The organism is Pseudoalteromonas sp. bablab_jr010, assembly GCF_016464105.1.
GTDB classification, from domain to species: domain Bacteria; phylum Pseudomonadota; class Gammaproteobacteria; order Enterobacterales; family Alteromonadaceae; genus Pseudoalteromonas; species Pseudoalteromonas simplex.
On sequence record NZ_JACDWV010000051.1, the window covers coordinates 1 to 20880 of the forward strand.

Here is a 20880-nt window from a genome sequence, read left to right on the forward strand (position 1 = left end):
GCATTACCCCATGCACATACCACTGCGGAGTGGTAGTTCAGTTGGTTAGAATACCGGCCTGTCACGCCGGGGGTCGCGGGTTCGAGTCCCGTCCACTCCGCCATTTGTTTTCCTCAAGCAAATGATTAAATAAGTCTTTACATTACACTTTACTATTTACTTATACTGACAACGTATCTCGTATCTCGTATCTCGTATCTCGTATCTCGTATCTCGTATCTCGTATCTCGTATCTCGTATCTCGTATCTCGTATCTCGTAAATTTCTTCCTATCTTGCTAATATTCTTCATTATTCCTATTTATTCAGCTTCTTATATCTGCATGAATAGCAAAGAATGGCGGCTCCACAACAAAAAGGAAATGCGTTATGAGTACATTCGGAACACAACTAAAACACTATCGCAGTGAGCTAAAACTAAGCCAACCAGAATTTGCTGAGCAAGTTGGAATAGAGCAAAGCTACCTTTCAAAACTTGAGAACGATAAATCAGTGCCTTCAAACGACACATTTCGTTCAATATTAACGGCGCTCAATCTAACAATTTGCGACTTTATGGAGCCATTAAAACATTCTGTAGATAAAGCGAGATTGATTAATGTGCCTGACATTGAAGCTTGGTATAAGCAACAAAGTAATAAGCAATTCATTAAACAGCGCTCATTAATCTATATTGCGATACTGTTAAGTGCGCTAGGTTGTGCCATGTTTTATTTAGGGCATCAAGAAAAGCTATTCAATACAAAGTTCTATGAGTACAAATCATATGGTGTAGTGAAAGATAATGAACCAGATGGCATTTTTCATGATTGGCGAACGCTACTTGTAGAACAAAGCCGCGAGAAAATAGATGCTAAACGTCGAGAAATGATTAGCAGGCATGATTTTAAATTTATTATTTCAGCGGACTATAAAGGTATTTCGTTTGTAGAATCTGGCGAGCAAGGCAGGCGCTTATATAGCCTTACTTCAAAAACACCTATTATCAAGCCCCATAAAGGCCATGTGTGGCTTGAGTTTATAGGTATCTTATTGCTTGTAGTTGGTGCAGGTCTCATAACATTTGAGAGTAAACTGACAAGAGTGCATTAATGAGTTGTAGAACCTGACGCGTGTTAGCTGGCGTCAGGATCACGAGGAATTAAATGTGCAAATTGCTGCTGGTGGATTTGTTCATATAGGGTAGCTGCATAGCTTTGCGCATCATGTAATCTACGCGTACTGATGTGTTTTCTAAGATCATCAAGTGCAGCCGTTGCAGGTTCATAACCTTGGCTACTTGCCAGACTTAACCACACCGCGCCATGAAAAACACTGTGCGGTACACCTTGCCCTTTGATGAAAAACAGCCCCATATAAAATTGCGCCCTATGGTTACCTGCCATAGCTGCTAAGCGCATCCATTTGGCAGCAAGGGGAGGCTGTTCATTTTTTAAATAATACAAAGCTTTGTTTAGTACGTTTTCAACAGATTGAGTACTTTTATTTTGCGCCGACCCTTTATCGGGTTGGGTAATAAAGGCAAGTACATTATCAAGCTGTTGCTCTAAATCTAAGCCTACTGGCGAATTATCAGACATAGTTTAGTTATTTTCTTGAAATAAAAGACCTTATTAGTTTAGAACATTGCAAGGTAAAATGTCCTCTTATTGAGATAAAATATGATAAAATTAGCCAATTAATCTCAACTTAAAGTTCAACATGTTCGAAAGACTTTTCAAAATCACTGAAAACAACACCTCTGTGCGCCGCGAGACTATTGCTGGCATCACGACATTCATTACCATGGTTTACATTGTATTTGTTAACCCTGCCATGCTAGCAGAAGCGGGAATGGACCAAGGTGCGGCATTCGTAGCAACCTGTATTGCTGCTGCAATTGGCTGTTTTATCATGGGTTTATGGGCAAACTACCCATTAGCACTGGCTCCGGGGATGGGCTTGAACGCCTTCTTCACTTATGGTGTTGTTTTGGGCATGGGCTACACTTGGCAAGCTGCATTAGGTGCAGTTTTTATGTCTGGTTGTATCTTTTTATTCTTAAGCCTATTTAAGGTGAGAGAGTGGATCATAGACGCTATTCCACTGGTATTAAAGCGTGCCATTGCCACAGGTATCGGTGCTTTCTTAGCGCTTATTGCATTGAAAAACGCCGGTATTATCGTAGCAAGCCCTGCAACCTTAGTGCAGTTGGGCGATATCACAGCCCCAGGTCCACTACTTGCGATTTTTAGCTTTTTTGTTATTGCAGCACTGTTATACCGCGATATGAAAAGCGGCGTACTTATCAGTATTTTATTAGTAACCGCAATTGCGCTTGGTTTAGACCTTGTGGAGTATCAAGGAATTATTTCAATGCCGCCTTCAATTGCACCAACCTTTATGCAATTGGATTTTGCAGCAGCATTCGAAATCTCAATGCTAACAGTGGTATTTGCGTTCTTATTTGTTGATTTGTTTGATACTTCAGGCACTTTAGTTGCTGTAACGCAAAAAGCAGGTATTGCTGATGAACAAGGTAAAATGCCTCGTTTAGGTCGTGCATTAAGCGCTGACAGCACAGCTACCATTGCAGGCTCAATGCTTGGTACGTCAACAACAACGTCTTACATTGAATCAGTAGCAGGTGTGTCTGTGGGCGGCCGTACAGGTCTAACTGCTGTTGTTGTAGGCATTTGTTTCTTGTTAATGATGTTCTTTGCGCCACTTGCTGGCATGATCCCAGCTTATGCAACGGCAGGTGCAATTTTATATGTAGCTGTGTTAATGATGCAAAACTTAAAGCTGGTAAATTGGGATGATATGACAGATGCCATTCCAGTGAGCGTAGTATTATTAATGACGCCGTTAACTTTCTCGATTGCTCACGGTATTGCGCTTGGTTTTATTTCTTATACTGCAGTGAAGTTGGTATGTGGTAAAAAAGATGAAATCAGTATTAGTGTGTGGGTATTAACAGCGCTGTTTATTGTTAAGTTTGCGTTTTTATCTTAATTTTCACAAAGCAAAGAAAAAGTGGTTTACCACTTTTTCTTTGGTGCGAATAACACGTCTAAATCGTCCTGCTCTTGTTCTGCTTTCTTCTTTAGTGACGTCGCATTTGATGCTTTCAACTCAGAGCTAATCGTTTCTAAATAACCTTCAACTTCTTGTCTTTTCGAGTTTACATATTCATCGCTATAGCTAACTGAGTTAAGCGTTGCCAGTGCTTTTTCGAAATACTGTCTGGCAGAGCCCACCATATTTGCTGAGCGAGCTGAAAGCCCACGCTTAATTTGGCTTTCTACGTTGATTCGAAGTTGTAGTTTTTCAAGGCGTTTATCTTCGGCAACAAATATTTGACTCTCGATTTTACCTTTACTATGTTCAGAGCGTAGCACTGCCCTTAGTTTTTTTATTCCTTGAATTAAAGAAATAAGCTGCTTATCGTTGTCTGGTAACACTAATGAGTCGCTATTATTCGCCTCAATTGGACCCCCTAAACGCTGTTTAGCTTCATTTAAGCGACTTTTGAGTTCCTTAGAACTTGGAGAGAGTTGTACCATACTTGCAAGAGCATCATATATACGGCGCTGAATAATACGTAGAATATTCTCAGACATGGGAATATTGGCACTGTTAAGCAGCACGTCTTCTGCTTCTTCAATGATTTTCTTTTGCTTAGTTAACTCTTTGCGGCGCTCTGCTTCTTGTTTTTCTTTGTGTTGTTGCACAGCACTGACCCATAATGCGATCACAATTAATGCAACAATGAGCATGATGATGATAGAAACAATCATTACTAAATCTCAGTTTTAACTATCTAATTTTTTTATATTACCTTAAAAAGATTAGATCTGAACAGTTTTGCGGTAGTTATCTCGAATAAACTTATTAAGTTTACTACTTTATAATGAGTATAGCGCTAAACTAACATCTTTATTGAATATTTTGCGAGTAAACACGGCTACCGAGCATTAATTTAATGTGTTAGCCTTAGAAACAATCGATATAAATGTATAGCGCGATGAAATATCGCTTGGCATTGCGCTTTGCAGCCTTTATAAATAAACAATAACAACGTTTACAATGCAGCCATGAAACTACAACAACTCAGATATATAGTCGAAGTCCAAAATCATAAACTGAATGTCTCAGCGACAGCCGAAAGTTTATTTACCTCGCAACCGGGGATCTCGAAACAAGTTCGTATGCTTGAAGACGAACTGGGCGTACAGATCTTTGGCCGTAGTGGCAAACACCTTACCCATGTAACCAGTGCCGGTAACGAAATAATTAATATTTCGCGAGAGATATTGTCGAAAGTTGAAGGTATTAAAGCGGTTGCTAATGAGCATACTTTGCCTGATCAAGGTAAACTTAACATTGCGACTACTCATACTCAGGCTCGTTACGCATTACCGAATGTTATTCAAGGCTTTATGAAAAAGTACCCGGCAGTTTCTCTGCATATGCATCAAGGAACGCCACAGCAAATTTCTGATGCGGCAGCACGCGGTGATGCTGACTTTGCCATTGCGACTGAGGCACTACATTTATACTCTGATTTAGTTATGTTGCCGTGCTATCACTGGAATCGCAGTATTGTTGTGGCAAAAACACACCCACTTGCGCAAAAGGCTGATAACTTAACGGTTGCCGATGTGGCTAAATACCCACTGATAACTTATGTGTTTGGTTTTACTGGTCGTTCTGAATTAGATAAAGCCTTCAATGCTCATGGCCTTGAGCCGCATATTGTTTTTACTGCAACGGACGCTGATGTCATTAAAACTTATGTTCGTTTAGGGCTAGGTGTGGGTGTTGTGGCGTCTATGGCGATTGATCAAATAACAGATACTGATTTAGTCTGTATTGATGCAAGTCACTTATTTGAAGCGAGCACCACTAAAATTGGTTTTCGAAAAGGCAGCTTTTTACGCAGCTACATGTATGATTTTATTGAGCGTTTTGCCCCGCACTTAACGAAAGAGCTGGTTGAACGAGCAAGTTTATTACGTAACCAAGAAGATGTTGATAAACTCTTCGAAAACATTGAGTTACCAGTAAAATAGAGATAAGAAAGCCGCTTTAAAGCGGCTTTTTATTTTGCTTAAATTAACACTCGATGATATTAACTGCTAAGCCACCGCGAGCGGTTTCTTTGTATTTCGTTTTCATATCATTACCTGTATCGAGCATGGTTTTAATGACCTTATCAAGGGTTACTTTTTGCTCTCCAGAACCACGCATTGCAAGGCGTGACGCATTAATTGCTTTAATTGAGCCCATTGCATTACGTTCAATACACGGTACTTGTACAAGACCGCCAACAGGGTCACAAGTTAGACCTAGGTTGTGCTCCATGCCGATTTCAGCGGCGTTTTCAACCTGTACAACATTACCACCCATGATTTCAGTTAGTGCACCCGCTGCCATTGAGCAAGCAACGCCCACTTCACCTTGACAACCAACTTCAGCACCCGAAATTGACGCATTCTTTTTATATAAAATACCAATTGCTGCCGCCGTTAATAAGTAACGAGTAGCAATATCACGGTCTACTTCTTTAATGAAAGTGTGATAATACATTAATACTGCTGGCAAAATACCTGCAGCACCATTGGTTGGTGCGGTAACAACACGGCCGCCGGCAGCGTTCTCTTCGTTTACAGCAAGGGCAAATAAATCAACCCAGTCCATCGCACGTAATGGGTCGTTGTTTACTTCAATATTTAATTTAAGGTGTAAACTAGGGGCACGGCGCTTTACTTTTAATCCGCCTGGTAAAATCCCTTCTGTACGCATACCACGCTCAATACAGGCTTTCATTACTTGCCAAATATTAAACAGCTCATCCTTGATGTCTTTTTCGCTGCGCAGGGTTTTTTCGTTATGCATCATAAGTGTTGATACACTAAACCCTGATTCACGGCATAGCTCTAATAACTCTTTAGCTGTGTTAAACGGATAAGGCGCTGGGTTTTCTTCGCGAATTTCGAGTGCTTTTTGTTTTTCGTTCTCAAACTCTTCATCACTGACGATAAAGCCGCCACCGATTGAGTAATACACTTTGCTGAATAACTTTTCGCCATTTTGGCTAGCAATGATTTCCATTGCATTTGAGTGTTTTGGTAGAGTTTTACGACGATGAAATACAATCGCACCTTGCTTAGGGAAATTGGCTTTATGGCTTTGGTTTAAATAAATAACCTGCTCTTTTTCGATTTTTGCGAGGATATCGTCGACTAAATCAGCATCAATGGTTTCTGGATCATAACCGGCAAGGCCTAAGATCACAGCTTTACCAGAGCCATGGCCAATACCTGTTTGACCGAGTGAGCCAAATAGCTCAACTTTAATATCGGTGACGTTTGCAAGTAAGTTTTTTTCTTCTAGTTCGTTTACAAATAAACGCGAAGCGCGCATCGGGCCAACTGTGTGAGATGACGATGGGCCAATACCAATACTAAACATATCGAATGCACTGATCATAATTTGCTACTCATTTTTCTATTAACGGCATACTACCTGCCTTTGAACGGTGCCACATGATAACGTTTAAACGTGTCTGTGTAACCCTAAAAGCAGGATAATTAAACTGGTAGGGCGAGCTGCTTGATAAAGTTATTAATAATGCTTGCTGTTGCTCCCCAAAGCAGACCATGGGGGGTCATCAAGCCTTGCAAAGTAATGGTTTTACCATTTCGCTCAAAGGGGAGGGGTTGCCAATTTTGTTGATTACTTAAATAAGATAAGGGTAGTAAAAAACTGGCAGCAACTTCGTTGGGATCTGCTTGCCATGTTGTGCCCTCACTAAGGACACACACAAAAGGTTCAATAGTGAAACCGGTTAGAGTCGCGTATTGATGTAATTTACCGTGGACAGTCACTTGGTGTGTCGCAATATTAAGCTCTTCATTGAGCTCTCGAAGGGCGGTGTGCAGCAGAGTGTCATCTTGTTCTTCATACTTTCCACCCGGTAAGCAAATCTCCCCCGGGTGATGAAGTAAATAACTAGGTCGCTTGCACAATAACAAATGCGCTTCGTCGTTAACATCAAGCAGAGGTAACATTACGGCACTGGCACGCTTTTCGGCATTAAAGCGAATGCTAGCTGGGCGCTCTGTGGTTTGACTTAAACTAAAACGGGCAATTATTTGCTGGCTATTCAAGGTGGTTACTTCAACTTTTACTTTAATAAAGGCAGTATTTTATTTACTTTATCGTAAGTTTCTTGGTACTCCAAGTCGACCTTTGAATCAGCCACAATGCCACCGCCAGCCCAGCAATAGATTGCACCTTTGTGACACACTAAAGTACGGATTGTGATACTGGTATCCATCTTGCCACAAGCACTCAAGTAGCCAATTGAGCCGCAGTACACACTACGACGATGCGGCTCGAGCTCTTCTATAATTTCCATAGCGCGAATCTTCGGCGCTCCGGTAATTGAACCACCCGGGAAAGCGGCATGAATTTGGTCAACGGCACCTTTGCCATCCGCTAATTCTGCGCGCACAGTACTTACTAAATGATGCACAGCCGGAAAGCTTTCAATGGCAAATAACGAGGGAACGGTGACGCTACCTGGGCGAGCCACTTTGCCTAAATCGTTGCGTAGCAGATCAACAATCATGACATTTTCTGCGCGGTCTTTTTCAGATTGTTGTAAACGGGTTGCTTGCGCTTGGTCTTGTTCAGAGTCAGCCAAACGAGGGAGGGTTCCTTTAATTGGCTTGGTTTCTATTTGGCCCTGATTAATAGCAATAAAACGCTCAGGGGAGATAGATAAAATAGCGCCATCAGGGTGATTTATATAGCTTGAAAACGGTGCTTTATTCGCTTCTCGAAGTTGTTTATAGGCTTGCCATGTTGAACCAGAAAACTCAGCTTTAAAACGCTGTGCAAGGTTGATCTGATAGCAGTCACCACTTTTTAAATAAGCTTGAATTTTCTCGAACTTTTCGCTGTAGCTGGCTTTACTCATGTTTGATTGCCAGTCGCTTTGTAGCGCGAACTCTGCACTTGCTGGTGTTTCGTTTAGGTGCTGCTGGTATAGCGCTAAGCGATTATGATTTGGCTGACAGACGTAAAACCAGCTTTGCTGTTGCTTATCATAAATAAGGGCATCTGGATAAAGGCCAATAGCCATTTGCGGCATGTTAATGTCGTTTTCGGCAGTAGTTGGCATGCTTTCAATCACGCGACCTAAATCATAACCAAAATAGCCAAGCCAACCACCTGTAAAAGGCAGGTTATTAGAGTTTGCTGTGTGATTAAATTCCTGAAGGCCTTCTTTCATCAAGCTAAAACAATCACTTGATTGTGCTTTGCCGTCGACAAAGCAGGTATTTTCACGCACTTCTAATTGCTTTAAAGGGGCAATAGCGATGATATCGAAGCGGCTATTCACATGTTCGCTATTGGCTGAATCGAGCAACACGGCATGGGGCAAATGAGCAAAATGACTAAATAGCGCGATGCAATCACCACTTAAATCTAATTTTATGCACAAATTTTCATCGTTTATCATCTACATTGCCCTGAATAACTAGCCCGAAACGGGCGAGGAGGGTATCATAAGTTAAATTTGATTGGCAGCGTTATGATTTCCTTTATAGTGATGCCATGACTAACCCGTAGAGTAAATCTTCGTCACCGGTTTACTCAGGATCACGTACAGCGCTACGCGATAAAAACTTAAGGAACCCGTAATGAGTACAATTCGTCAGCAAGACTTCATTGATAGCATTGAAGATGCATTGCAATACATTTCTTTTTATCACCCTCTCGATTTCGTACAAGCCTTAGAAAAAGCTTACAACAAAGAGCAAAGCAAAGCGGCAAAAGATGCCATTGCGCAAATTTTAATTAACTCTCGTATGTCTGCTGAAGGTAAACGTCCACTGTGCCAAGATACAGGTATCATTACTTGTTTCGTAAAAGTAGGTATGGATGTTAAGTGGGATAAAACAGACATGACTGTACAGCAAATGGTTGATGAAGGTACACGTCGCGCATACTTAAACCCAGATAACCCATTACGTGCATCAATTGTTGCAGACCCAGCTGGTACGCGTAAAAACACTAAAGACAACACACCATCAGTTGTTCATATTGACTTAGTGCCAGGCGCTGAAGTAGAAGTAATGGTGGCAGCGAAGGGCGGCGGTTCAGAAAATAAAACGAAAATGGTTATGCTTAACCCATCTGATGATGTGGCTGCATGGGTTGAGAAAACATTACCAACCATGGGGGCGGGCTGGTGTCCACCTGGCATGCTAGGTATAGGTATTGGCGGTACTGCAGAAAAAGCTGCGGTACTTGCTAAAGAATCATTAATGGATCCGGTTGATATTCACGAGCTAATTGAGCGCGGCGCTGAAACAACTGAAGAAAAAATGCGTATCGATATCTTCGAACGTGCTAATAAGTTAGGTATTGGTGCTCAAGGTCTTGGTGGTTTAACAACCGTAGTTGATGTGAAAGTTAAAACGGCACCGACTCACGCAGCATCAAAACCAGTGGTAATGATCCCGAACTGTGCAGCAACGCGTCACGTACACTTCACGTTAGATGGTTCAGGCCCAGCTGATCTTAAAGCGCCTAAACTAGAAGATTGGCCAGAAGTTACATTTGAAGTAGGTGAAGGTACACGTCGTGTTGATTTAAACACACTGACTAAAGAAGACACACAAGAGTGGAAGATGGGTGAAACGGTTCTTCTGTCTGGTACTATTTTAACGGGTCGTGATGCAGCGCATAAACGTTTACAAGATATGATCCAATCAGGTGAAGGTTTACCTGAAGGCGTTGATTTTGATAACAAGTTTATCTACTACGTTGGCCCTGTAGATGCTGTGGGTGATGAAGCGGTAGGTCCTGCTGGCCCTACAACTGCGACTCGTATGGATAAATTCACTGATATGATGTTAGAAAAAACGGGCATCATCGGTATGATTGGTAAAGCAGAGCGTGGTCCTGCTACAGTAGAATCAATCAAAAACAATAAATCTATCTACTTAATGGCAGTAGGTGGTGCAGCTTACCTTGTATCTAAAGCAATCAAGAAAGCACGTGTTGTTGCGTTCGAAGATTTAGGTATGGAAGCAATCTACGAGTTTGAAGTAGAAGATATGCCAGTAACCGTTGCTGTTGATAGTGAAGGTGCCAATGCGCATACGCAAGGCCCTGCTATTTGGAAAGCAAAAATCGAAGAACTTGATGGCAAATTAAAATAACCATCTTGAAACTCTTTTCATAAAACGGCGCACCTGCGCCGTTTTTTTTCAGCTCTGACCAGTCTCAGCTATTTCTCTAACATCTCTTTAAAAGCTGATTTTACTTGGCTTTATCAGCATAATTTTTTTGTCATTTTTTCTTTACGCTATACTTTACCTTTACGTTCACGTAATAAAGTTGGCGATGTTAATATTTTGTTTTGAATTAACAATGCTTAATTCGTACGTTGACTGGTATATTTTTTCCATAAAGTGTTAGTTTTTGAGTTGTTATTTCGGCCTGAGAACTTTGCTTAGTTTTATCATCTCATTTAGTGGTAAGGGAGCATACGAAGTGATAAAGTCTCGGCACTTTCAGCGCTCACACCCTTTAGGGTAAGAAAATTTCGGAGTATTTAACTGTGGCTGTATTTAATAAAGTCGACTTTGATAACCACGAGCAAGTGGTGTTTTGTTCAGATAAAGAATCAGGCCTAAAAGCTATTATCGCGGTTCACAATACCAAGTTAGGTCCAGCGGTTGGTGGTTGCAGAATGTGGGACTACACAACTGATGAAGATGCTGTTACTGATGCACTTCGCTTATCAAAAGGTATGACCTACAAAAATGCTGTGGCACGTTTACCATTTGGTGGCGGTAAGTCAGTGATCATCGGTAATGCTAAAGAAATTAAATCAGAGCAACTTTTCCGTGCATTTGGTCGTCAGTTAGAGCGTTTAAGTGGTAGCTACTATTCAGCTGAAGATGTAAACATCACTTGTGATGATGTGGCTATCATGAATAAAGAAACTAACTATGTATTAGGCCTTGAAGGTAAAAGTGGTAACCCTTCACCGTTCACAGCATATGGTACATTCTTAGGTATTAAAGCGGCGTTACAACATCAACGAGGTCATCAAGATCTTGCTGGTATCAAAGTAGCCGTGCAAGGCTTAGGTGCAGTAGCATATGGCCTTTGTAAACACCTACATGAAGCGGGCGCAACATTATTTGTAACAGATATCAACGAACAAGCTGTTGAGCGTGTTGTAAATGACTTCAATGCAACGGCTGTGGGTATTGATGAAATCTACGACTTAGATGTTGATGTGTATGCACCATGTGCACTTGGCGCAACGGTGAATGACACGACTATCCCGCGTTTAAAAGCAACAATTATTGCAGGTTGTGCGAATAACCAATTAGCAGAGTCTCGTCACGGTGAGATCATCCGCGAAAAAGGTATTTTATACGCACCAGATTACGTAATTAACGCAGGTGGTATCATCAACGTTTATTACGAAACTGCACCAGCAGGTTATAGTGCAGAAGCATCAACGAAGCACGTTGAAGGCATTTTTGATACGCTAACAGAAATCTTTGCTCGCTCTGAAAAAGAGCAAAAGTCGACGCATTTAATTGCCGATGAACTCGCATTAGAAATCATCGAAAACGGCTTATAATTTAGTAAATCGATAAATTTACAGGTAAAAAGGTGCGCAAGTCGCACCTTTTTTGTCTCTGTTATTTATCGCAACAAAATGACGAAGGCTAACTATCTCGGTACACTCGGTTTTTAAATCTCGAGGACGCCTAATGAAAACTCAGCCTTGTGAAATAACCCCAATCAATCTTGATACTTGGCCTCGTAAGCAGCATTTCGCTTTTTTCAAAGAATTTTCTCTGCCATATTTTAATGTATGTGTTTCACTCGATATGGCGGCTCTATATAACAAGTGCAAAGCAGAACCGTATTCGTTCTTTCACAGCTATGTTTACCTAACACTTGAAGCATGTCATGACTATGCACCAATGCGTCAACGTATTATTGATTTGTTGCCCGTACAACTGTCATCTGTAAGAGGCAGTGTGGTAGAGCTTGCAGAAGATGAAACTTTTCGTTTTAGTTATTTTGAAAAACAAGCGTCGATGGAAGATTTTTCAAAACACGCGATTGCTGTGGGTAAAACAAGTAAAGCAAAACCATTTTTCTCTGATGCATTTGCTGCAACAGAAGGGCAGCCTGATCTTATTCATATCTCAGTGCTACCATGGCTTAATTTTACCGGCTTCTCGCATGCGGTGAGTGAAGGGCATGGTCTAGGTATACCCAAGTTTGTGTTTGGCCAATATGACGTACAAACTGGCAAGATGCCGCTTTCAATCGATGTGCATCATGCTTTGATGGATGGCCTGCATGTAGCAAGATTTGTGAAAATACTGCAAGAAAAAATTACGAATTTTTGTAATTGATTCTTGCTAAATGTTATCGAAGTAAGTAAAAATTGCAACTAATGTAGTATTATCTGAAGTTAGGGATGACTTTACTTCGCATAACTACATCACTGAATAGAACGATAATAAATATCAGGGTTTTAGTTTAATGGTGCGGGTAGTTAGTTGTATTTTCCTTTTTTTATGTTTCAGCGCGGTTGCAGAATCTGCACGCCTCTCTTTAAGTGACTATTTTACAGAGACTTGGAGTACTCGCGCCGGCCTTCCTCACAATAGTATCAATGGTGTAGCGCAAACCAAAGATGGTTACATTTGGATAGCAACTTGGGAAGGGCTTGCCCGTTTTAATGGTCGCGAGTTTAAACTCTTTACTCGAACAGAAATACCTGGCTTACCTGATTCTGGCCTACGTAGCCTTATTGCAATGGAAAATGGCGATTTATATATCGTGGGTGCCCGTGGTGGCATTGCGCTTCGCTCACAAGGAGGGTGGCGCGCATTACCAAGCTCATCAGCCATGGTTAATCATGCACTTGTTACTGAACAAGGTGAGCTTTGGTTGGCACTTGAAGGGCAAGGTATTGTATACCGCGCTTCTGAAACTGCCACTGAGCAAAAACTGCTTGATAAGTTAAGTGCCTACCGCCTTTTACAAGACAAAACAGGCGTGATTTGGGCTGCGACCAGTGATGGTCTTTATCAAATAGAGAATAAGCAAGTTAGTAAGATCAATGAAGACTCAGGGCTTCCAAATGCTTCTGTGTTTACCTTGTTACTAACGGAGTCAGGCACTTTAATTGTCGGCACTGAAAAAGGGGCATGGCAAAAGAAAAATAATAAGTTTGTTGCTATTAATCCCGTCCTTAACAACGAATCAATTGCTAGTTTACTCGAAGATGCACAAGGCGATTTGTGGTTTGGCACCATCAATAAAGGGGTATTTAGACTTAGCAGTTTAGGCCTTGAAAACTTAGCGGCAGATGATGGCTTACCCAACAACCGTATTTTATCCTTATTGCTCGATCGGGAAAAAAGTATTTGGGTTGGCACGAATGCCGGGTTATTCCGCCTGCGCGAAGCACCATTTACGAATTGGAGCCAAAGTCGTGGGCTTGCATCTGATTATGTGCGTACCGTGTTATCGCATTCTGATGGCAGCTTATGGGTGGGCAGTAGTAATGGCTTAAATCGTATTGAAAATGGCAAGCTCACAACCCTTACCCAAGCCTATGAAAAAGACCCACTATCCGTTTTAAGTTTAACTGAAGATAAGCAGGGCGGAGTCTGGCTAGGCACTTATACTGCCGGTTTAATGAAAGTGGTTAATGGGCAAATTTACCCAGTAAAAAACCGCAGTAATGGCCTGATCAGTAACGAAGTTCGCGCTGTGTTGTTTGATGCTTTTGATAATCTATGGGTTGGTACCGCTGCAGGCTTAACCAAGATAGACCCTGCAGGGCAAATTCATTCGTTTACCACGGAGGATGGCCTAGCCGGTGATTTCATAATGGCACTTAATGAGGATGACCATGGTAGATTATGGGTTGGCACGGGCGTCGGTGTGTCTATTTTTGACCCAGTTACAGAGCAGTTTAAAACACTTGAGTTTCCAACGCAGTTCAGCACTGAGTATGCATTCGGCTTTTACTTAGATGGCGATAAAATGTGGCTTGCAACCGATAGAGGTCTCGTTCGTTACAATCTCAGTACAGATAAAATGAGCTTATTTGGTCGAGATCAAGGTTTACCTGTCGATAAGCTGTTCCAAGTCATTGAACAAGGTGACTCACTGTGGCTGACCAGTAATCGCGGTGTTATTCAAGTCAATAAAGCTCAGCTAGTAGCACTGCTAGATAATCCTGAAAAAGTTCAGCCAATGAGTGTTTCGATGCAGCTTTATGATGAAGGCGATGGCATGCTTAGCGCGCAAGCTAATGGTGGTTCAAACCCTGCTGCTGTACTTCATTCAGATGGACAAGTATGGGTTGCCACAGCAAAAGGCGTTGCTATTGCGACACCAGAGCGTTTAAAAGAAGCCAGTAAACGCCGACTATCGACGGTTATTGAAAGCTTCGAAGTCGATGGCAAACCCATTACTTTACCCGTTGGAAGTGAGGTGTTGAGCTTACCTGCTGGTGTTTCTCGTGTTTCGTTTAATTACGCTGGGCTTAGTTTTATCATGCCCGGGCGTTTAAACTACCAAACGCAATTAAGTGGTTACAATCAACAATGGGTAGACAGGGGGCGCTTGGCCATTACCGAATACACTAATTTACCACCGGGTAACTATACCTTTAAAGTGCGCGCTGGGTATCCAAATAGTGATTGGCAAGATAATGAACAAGTACTGCGGTTTAAAATAGCCCCTTATTTTTGGCAGAAAACCAGCTTTAAATTATTTATCTTAGTTGCAGTGCTTTTTGCTGCTTATGCCATTTATAAATACCGCTTATATCATTACAAGCGCATTGAAATTGAGTTAACTGAAAAAGTTGAACAGCAAATGCATGATTTGCAAACGCAAGCCGATGCCTTTGCTCATTTAGCGAATCATGACCAATTAACGCAATTACCGAATAGACGTGCCTTTGATATATGGCTGTCTGAAAACTTTAGTCAGTTCCAACGTGATAATAAAACGCTTAGTATTGCGATTATGGATATTGATCACTTCAAACTCATTAATGACAATTTCTCGCACTTAATTGGTGATAAAGTGATTTGTGAAATTGCTCGTTTACTGCGCATGAACTTCCCTGATGAAGGTTATGCGGCGCGTTGGGGCGGTGAAGAATTTACCCTGTTGTTTCCATACAAAAACGCTGAAGAGGCCGCAAGATTATGTGAAATTATCCGTTTAGAGATAGCGGGTTACGATTTCTCAGAATTAGCAGATAGCCTTTCTGTAACGGTAAGTTTTGGTGTGGCAGATAACGCGCAAGTTGCAGACTACGACCGCTTGCTATCACACGCCGACAACGCTTTATACAATGCGAAGAATAACGGCCGGAACCAAATTTTTATTTATAATCAAGGCTGTATTACGCTCGATTAATCAGCTTTAAAAATAAAAATGTGTGTAAACAATTGATCTTTTTTTTGTTTGCACACATTAAAGTATCAAGATTGTTTTTTAGGCGATAGTAATGCTTAACCTGGTTTTGATACTTTTTTTAATAATTTTTGTTGTGTGTTACTGGCGCTGGGACGATATCCGTAATCACTTTTGGCAGAAAAAATACCTAAATAACTCCCTCAATGTTCAGCAAAAAGATCTGCTGTTAAAATATATGCCCATCTACCGAAAGATGACGGATGCCGATCGTGAAAAGCTGGAGCGTCATATCGTTTGGTTTTTAAATGAAAAACGCTTTATCGGTTGTGATGGCCTTAAGCTTAATGATGCAATGAAGCTGATTGTGGCAGCCGATGCCTGTGTTTTAGTGCTTAATAAACCATGGCCACTGTATCGTAATGTAAAAGAGATCCTGTTATATCCAAGCGCGTATTATGCCCCGCAAACTTCCCGCGATAATGCCGGACTTGTTAGTTATCACAATACGGTGCGTCAAGGTGAATCATGGCCAGGCGGAACACTGGTATTGAGTTGGCATGATGTCCTTGAGGGGAACCGTTTACCAAGCGATGGCCATAATTTAGTGTTTCATGAATTTGCCCATCAGCTCGACCAAGAAACCGGCAAAACCACGGGTACACCACTGCTTGCGAGTAATGAAGATTATCAAAAGTGGGCAAAAGTATTTAGCCGAGCCTTTAATCAACTGAAAACCCATTTAGCTTATGGCATGCCTCATGTTATCCATAGTTATGGCGCGACCAACGAGGCAGAGTTTTTTGCAGTTATTACCGAAACTTTCTTAGAAAAACCCGCTGAACTCAGGCAATTTGACCCAGAAATTTATCATTTACTGGTTGGCTTTTATCAGTTTGATCCGATTGCGTGGCATTAGTCGACTATTTACGTCTGTTTAACACGAATCACTGGAATCTTGCTATGCTATTTGGTGCAATCTTAAAAGTGTGCATATAAGCAAAACAATAAAAAGTGAGATTTCAATGAAGAAAATGCTTCATACAGCGCTCGCTGTATCTATTTCACTTGCTCTAACTGGGCAAGTGGCGGCAGCTGAGCAATCAAATGACGACAAATGGCAGGTGGACGCACCTAAAGGCCAATTCCTAGACGCTAAAATTAGTGTTGAGCAGGGCACGTGGATGAACGTAGATATTAGCCCTGATGGTAAAACAGTGGTGTTTGACCTACTCGGCGATATTTATACCATGCCAATGTCAGGTGGCACAGCAACGCAATTAACCAGTGATATTGCATGGCAAATGCAACCTCGCTTTAGCCCTGATGGTAAGCACATTGCGTTTACTTCAGACCAAGGTGGTGGCGATAACATTTGGGTTATGGATTTAAATGGTGAAAACCAAAAAGCCGTAACGAACGAAACATTTCGTTTGTTAAACAGCCCAGCTTGGAGCCCAGATGGTGACTACTTAGTTGCGCGTAAGCACTTTACTGCAAGCCGCTCTCTAGGGGCTGGTGAAGTATGGCTTTACCACAAAGCGGGTGGTAAAGGTGTGCAGCTAACCGCACGTGAGAACGACCAAAAAGACTTAGGCGAGCCGATGTTCTCACCGGATGGTCGTTATGTTTATTTCTCGCATGATGCAACGCCGGGTAAAACATTCCATTACTCTAAAGATTCTGTAGCGGGTATTTATAAAATTAAACGCTATGACCGTGAAACTGGCGAGATTGAAACAATTATTGATGGCATGGGTGGGGCTATTCGACCAACACCTTCACCAGATGGTAAAAAGCTTGCGTATATTAAGCGCGATGATTTCCAAACAAGCTTGTACTTATATGATCTTCACACCGGTGAGCATACTAAGCTGTATGGCGAGCTTGAGCGTGATATGCAAGAGACATGGGCAATTCATGGCGTATACCCAACAATTGCTTGGACACCAGATAACGAACAACTGGTCTTTTGGGCGGGTGGGTCAATTCATAAGCTAGATGTGGATGATAAGTCTGTCTCGACTATTCCGTTTAAAGTGGAGACCAATAAGCAAATTCAAAAAGCCGTGCGTTTTACACAAAACATCGATAGCGATAATTTTGATGTGAAAATGCTGCGTAATGTACAAATTTCACCGGATGGTGAAACGGCTATATTTGAAGCGCTAGGCCATATTTATAAACGTGATTTAGAGTCTGGCAAAGTAAAGCGCCTGACTAAGCAAGACGACCACTTTGAATTATTCCCGCAGTTCTCTCGTGATGGTAAGAAGATTGTTTACACCACATGGGATGATAACGAACAGGGCTCAGTACGTGTAGTATCTGCGCGCAGTGGCCGTGGCGATACCATTACTAAAGAGCCGGGTAAATATGTAGAGCCAACTTTCAGCCCAGATGGCAAAACGGTTGTTTACCGTAAAGCATCTGGCGGCAGTATCCTTAACCCAACATGGTCATTAGAGCCAGGTATTTACTCAGTAAGTGCTAAAGGCGGTAAAGCGACGCTAATCACTAAATCAGGCTATCAGCCGCAATTTGGTGCAGCGAATGACCGTATTTATGTGATGAGCCCTTGGCCGAAACCAACATTAAGTGTTGTTGAGCTTGAATCAAAGCAAGTTCGTAAACTTTACGAATCAGAACATGCTACAGAGTTTAGAGTATCACCAGATGGCCAATACTTAGCGTTTGCAGAGCGTTTTAAAGTATTTGTTACGCCATTTGTTGAGCGTGGCAAAACCATTAATATTGGCCCTAAAGATAGTCAATTCCCAATTGAGCAGCTTTCTGTTCGCGCGGGTGAAAACATCAGTTGGAGTGGCACAAGCGATAAACTTTATTGGAGCTTAGGCCCAGAGTTATATCATGCAAGCCTAGCGGGTTTATTTGATATTAACCAAAATGCAGAGACTGACTTTAAAGTTAAAAGCGGTGACAACATCGGTTTTACAAAAACCATGGCGGAGCCTAAATCAATCTTTGCGTTAACTGGTGCGCGTATTATCACCATGAACGGTGAGCAGGTCATTGAAAACGGCGTTATTGTTACTGATGGTAAGCATATTAAAGCGGTTGGCAGTAAAGACAGCGTTGCTATTCCTAAAGGCGCAGAAGTAATAGATGTAACTGGCAAGACGATTATGCCGGGTATTGTTGATGCGCATGCGCATGGCTCGCAAGGCAGCGATGAGATCATTCCACAGCAAAACTGGAAGAACTTAGCGGGCTTAGCGTTAGGCGTGACAACGATTCATGATCCATCAAACGATACCACTGAGATTTTTGCTGCAAGCGAAATGCAAAAAGCAGGCATGATTGTCGGCCCTCGTATTTTCTCTACAGGTACCATCTTATATGGTGCGAATATGCCAGGTTATACATCGCATATTGACTCGTTAGAAGATGCTAAATTCCATCTTGAGCGTTTAAAGAAAGTAGGTGCGTTTAGTGTTAAATCATATAACCAACCTCGTCGTGAACAGCGCCAACAAGTTATTGAAGCAGGTCGTGAACTTGAAATGATGGTTGTGCCAGAAGGCGGTTCATTACTGCAGCATAACTTAACTATGGTAGTTGATGGTCATACGGGTATTGAACACTCAATTCCTGTTGCCAATATTTACGATGATATTCGCCAGCTTTGGTCTCAAAGCGATGTGGGTTATACGCCGACACTGGGTGTAGCTTACGGTGGTATTTGGGGTGAAAATTATTGGTACGACAAGACAGATGTGTGGAATCACCCACGCTTAAGTAAATTTGTACCAAAGAATCAGCTTTTGCCTCGCTCAATGCGTCGTGTTAAGGCGCCCGATCATCACTATAACCACTTTAACAATGCCCGTGTTGCTAAAGAGCTGCAAGACTTAGGTGTTTTAGTAAACCTTGGTGCTCACGGTCAACGTGAAGGTTTAGCGGCACATTGGGAAATTTGGATGTTTGCGCAAGGTGGTATGACACCACTTGAAGCAATTCGTGCAGCAACCTTAGATCCTGCAAAATACATTGGCCTTGATACCAACATCGGTTCTCTTGAGCCGGGTAAACTTGCCGATTTAATTGTTATTGACGGTAACCCGCTAACTAACATTCGTGATACAGATAAAATCGATTACACTATGATCAATGGTCGTTTATTTGATGCTGCAACCATGAACGAAGTGGGTGAGAAAAAACGCGAAAAGCTATATTTTGAAAAAATCTAACATAGCAAAAATCTAAACTGAAAGCGGCCATTGTGCCGCTTTTTTATTGTTTATTTATTGCTTTAAATAAGGAAACTGTTTAATTCCTACTAGTTTTGCTTGGCAGATCATGCCCTCTACCAGCGTCATTAAATAGTGGCTGTGTGAGTCGAGCTGCGAGCTTTCCATGTTTTCACACGCTGATAGACGCTGTTTAATTAACTGCTGTACTGCCATTTTATGCTCTTTGCAGGCTTGATTTATCGGGCTTGCAGGATCAGCAAACTCAGCGGCAGTGTTAATAAATAAACAGCCATTAAAATCACCTAACTCAGTCACTTCAGAGTTAAACCAAGCTTCATGGCAGCTGATCAAAGCGACTTTAAACTCTTCAACAGTGGTTAGCTTGCTGGTGGCTTGCGTTAACCAATTTAAAAATCGGGTATGGCGCTCACTAAGGCACGCGAGTAACAATTCATCTTTACTTGTGAAATGGTGGTACATGGTTTTTTTGGCGACACCCGCCGCACTAATAATTTCGTTTATCCCCACACTATGAATGCCTTTTTGATAAAAAAGTGACAGGGCGGTCAAAATAATATGTGTTCGTTTATCCATAACATGGCCTCATTGGGTGACTAATGACAGCTTGACAGAAGTAGACCGACTTGTCTACTATTTGCCAGGTAGACAAGTCGGTCTACCTATTGGAGGTTTTATGGAGAATAAAGTAAGCAAGGCGGCCATTGCGGGTATATTTGCTTGTATGGCAATTTTTGTGTTGGCCTATTTACAGCAATTAGGAAGTTTTGGTGTGTGGTTGATGGCCCCATTTGGAGCAACTGCGGTGTTGGTATTTGGTGTGCCACATAGTCCGCTTGCGAAAGCGAAGAATGTTATCGGTGGGCACTTTTTAACTGCACTAATCGGTGTCGTATTTGTAAATTATGTCGGAGTAGGGCCTGTTGAAATTGCTATAGCCACAGGGTTGGCAATTAGCCTAATGATGTTGACGGACACAGTACATCCTGCTGCAGGCGCAAACCCAATTTTGATAATGCAATCTATGCAAAGCTGGGATTTTTTAGTGATGCCTGTATTGATTGGAACCGTATTTATTGTGTTGTTTGGCCAATTTAGTCAATGGATTATAACTAGCCAAATGATCAGCCATAAAAAAACCGCTAACGAGTAGCGGTTTT

16 protein-coding genes and 1 tRNA gene are annotated in these 20880 nt (G+C 41.8%); 11 read left to right on the forward strand and 6 right to left on the reverse strand.

From position 1 onward, the window contains the following. Window positions 1-26 precede the first annotated feature (26 nt). Both JIG37_RS02705 and JIG37_RS02710 read left to right on the forward strand, forming a co-directional pair. Window positions 27-103, forward strand: a tRNA-Asp gene (locus JIG37_RS02705). 265 nt (window positions 104-368) lie between these two features. Further along, entirely contained in the window at window positions 369-1091 is a 723-nt protein-coding gene (locus JIG37_RS02710) for a helix-turn-helix transcriptional regulator (RefSeq protein WP_138602563.1), read from the forward strand. Window positions 1092-1114: 23 nt separating this feature from the next. On the opposite strand, the gene JIG37_RS02715 is transcribed toward JIG37_RS02710, so the two are convergent. Further along, window positions 1115-1579: a sel1 repeat family protein gene (locus tag JIG37_RS02715; RefSeq protein WP_138602565.1), complete on the reverse strand. Its 465-nt coding sequence runs from the start codon at window positions 1577-1579 to the stop codon at window positions 1115-1117. 121 nt (window positions 1580-1700) lie between these two features. Here JIG37_RS02715 and JIG37_RS02720 point away from each other — a divergent pair, with 121 nt between their 5' ends. After that, window positions 1701-2993, forward strand: coding sequence for an NCS2 family permease (locus JIG37_RS02720; protein ID WP_054551620.1), 1293 nt, complete (start codon window positions 1701-1703; stop codon window positions 2991-2993). Window positions 2994-3019: 26 nt separating this feature from the next. On the opposite strand, the gene JIG37_RS02725 is transcribed toward JIG37_RS02720, so the two are convergent. Continuing rightward, on the reverse strand, window positions 3020-3778 hold the full coding sequence (locus JIG37_RS02725; RefSeq protein WP_054551619.1) for a hypothetical protein: 759 nt from the start codon (window positions 3776-3778) through the stop codon (window positions 3020-3022). 297 nt (window positions 3779-4075) lie between these two features. Here JIG37_RS02725 and cysB point away from each other — a divergent pair, with 297 nt between their 5' ends. After that, window positions 4076-5053, forward strand: coding sequence for an HTH-type transcriptional regulator CysB (gene cysB / locus JIG37_RS02730; protein ID WP_054551618.1), 978 nt, complete (start codon window positions 4076-4078; stop codon window positions 5051-5053). 43 nt (window positions 5054-5096) lie between these two features. Here the strand turns inward: cysB and JIG37_RS02735 are convergent, their stop codons facing one another. The 3 genes from JIG37_RS02735 to pabB form a co-directional block, all read right to left on the reverse strand. Continuing rightward, window positions 5097-6473: an L-serine ammonia-lyase gene (locus tag JIG37_RS02735; protein ID WP_054551617.1), complete on the reverse strand. Its 1377-nt coding sequence runs from the start codon at window positions 6471-6473 to the stop codon at window positions 5097-5099. A 101-nt stretch (window positions 6474-6574) separates the two neighbouring features. Beyond that, window positions 6575-7153 (reverse strand): CoA pyrophosphatase, encoded by a 579-nt coding sequence (locus JIG37_RS02740; protein ID WP_166339455.1) that lies wholly within the window; start codon window positions 7151-7153, stop codon window positions 6575-6577. Window positions 7154-7170: 17 nt separating this feature from the next. Continuing rightward, the gene (gene pabB, locus JIG37_RS02745; RefSeq protein WP_199528660.1) at window positions 7171-8514 is read right to left on the reverse strand and encodes an aminodeoxychorismate synthase component I; all 1344 of its coding nucleotides are present in this window, start codon (window positions 8512-8514) and stop codon (window positions 7171-7173) included. A 181-nt stretch (window positions 8515-8695) separates the two neighbouring features. Between pabB and JIG37_RS02750 the strand changes: the two genes are divergently transcribed. From JIG37_RS02750 to JIG37_RS02775, 6 genes are all read left to right on the forward strand, one after another. Further along, window positions 8696-10222, forward strand: a complete 1527-nt coding sequence (locus JIG37_RS02750) for a fumarate hydratase (protein WP_054551614.1) — start codon at window positions 8696-8698, stop codon at window positions 10220-10222. 401 nt (window positions 10223-10623) lie between these two features. After that, complete coding sequence (locus JIG37_RS02755) at window positions 10624-11664, forward strand: Glu/Leu/Phe/Val dehydrogenase (RefSeq protein WP_054551613.1); 1041 nt, start codon at window positions 10624-10626, stop codon at window positions 11662-11664. 154 nt (window positions 11665-11818) lie between these two features. Further along, entirely contained in the window at window positions 11819-12454 is a 636-nt protein-coding gene (locus tag JIG37_RS02760; RefSeq protein WP_171041567.1) for a CatA-like O-acetyltransferase, read from the forward strand. 130 nt (window positions 12455-12584) lie between these two features. Further along, window positions 12585-15491, forward strand: a complete 2907-nt coding sequence (locus tag JIG37_RS02765) for a ligand-binding sensor domain-containing diguanylate cyclase (protein WP_194441622.1) — start codon at window positions 12585-12587, stop codon at window positions 15489-15491. 91 nt (window positions 15492-15582) lie between these two features. Beyond that, window positions 15583-16407: a M90 family metallopeptidase gene (locus JIG37_RS02770; RefSeq protein ID WP_194441621.1), complete on the forward strand. Its 825-nt coding sequence runs from the start codon at window positions 15583-15585 to the stop codon at window positions 16405-16407. A gap of 106 nt (window positions 16408-16513) precedes the next feature. Next, window positions 16514-19699 carry an amidohydrolase family protein gene (locus JIG37_RS02775; RefSeq protein ID WP_054551609.1) on the forward strand — a complete coding sequence of 1062 codons (3186 nt, stop codon included), beginning with the start codon at window positions 16514-16516 and terminating at the stop codon, window positions 19697-19699. 54 nt (window positions 19700-19753) lie between these two features. Here JIG37_RS02775 and JIG37_RS02780 read toward each other — a convergent pair whose 3' ends face one another. Next, window positions 19754-20296 (reverse strand): TetR/AcrR family transcriptional regulator, encoded by a 543-nt coding sequence (locus tag JIG37_RS02780; protein WP_194441620.1) that lies wholly within the window; start codon window positions 20294-20296, stop codon window positions 19754-19756. A gap of 100 nt (window positions 20297-20396) precedes the next feature. Here JIG37_RS02780 and JIG37_RS02785 point away from each other — a divergent pair, with 100 nt between their 5' ends. Continuing rightward, window positions 20397-20873: an HPP family protein gene (locus tag JIG37_RS02785; RefSeq protein ID WP_166339447.1), complete on the forward strand. Its 477-nt coding sequence runs from the start codon at window positions 20397-20399 to the stop codon at window positions 20871-20873. The last annotated feature ends 7 nt before the right edge of the window (window positions 20874-20880 follow it).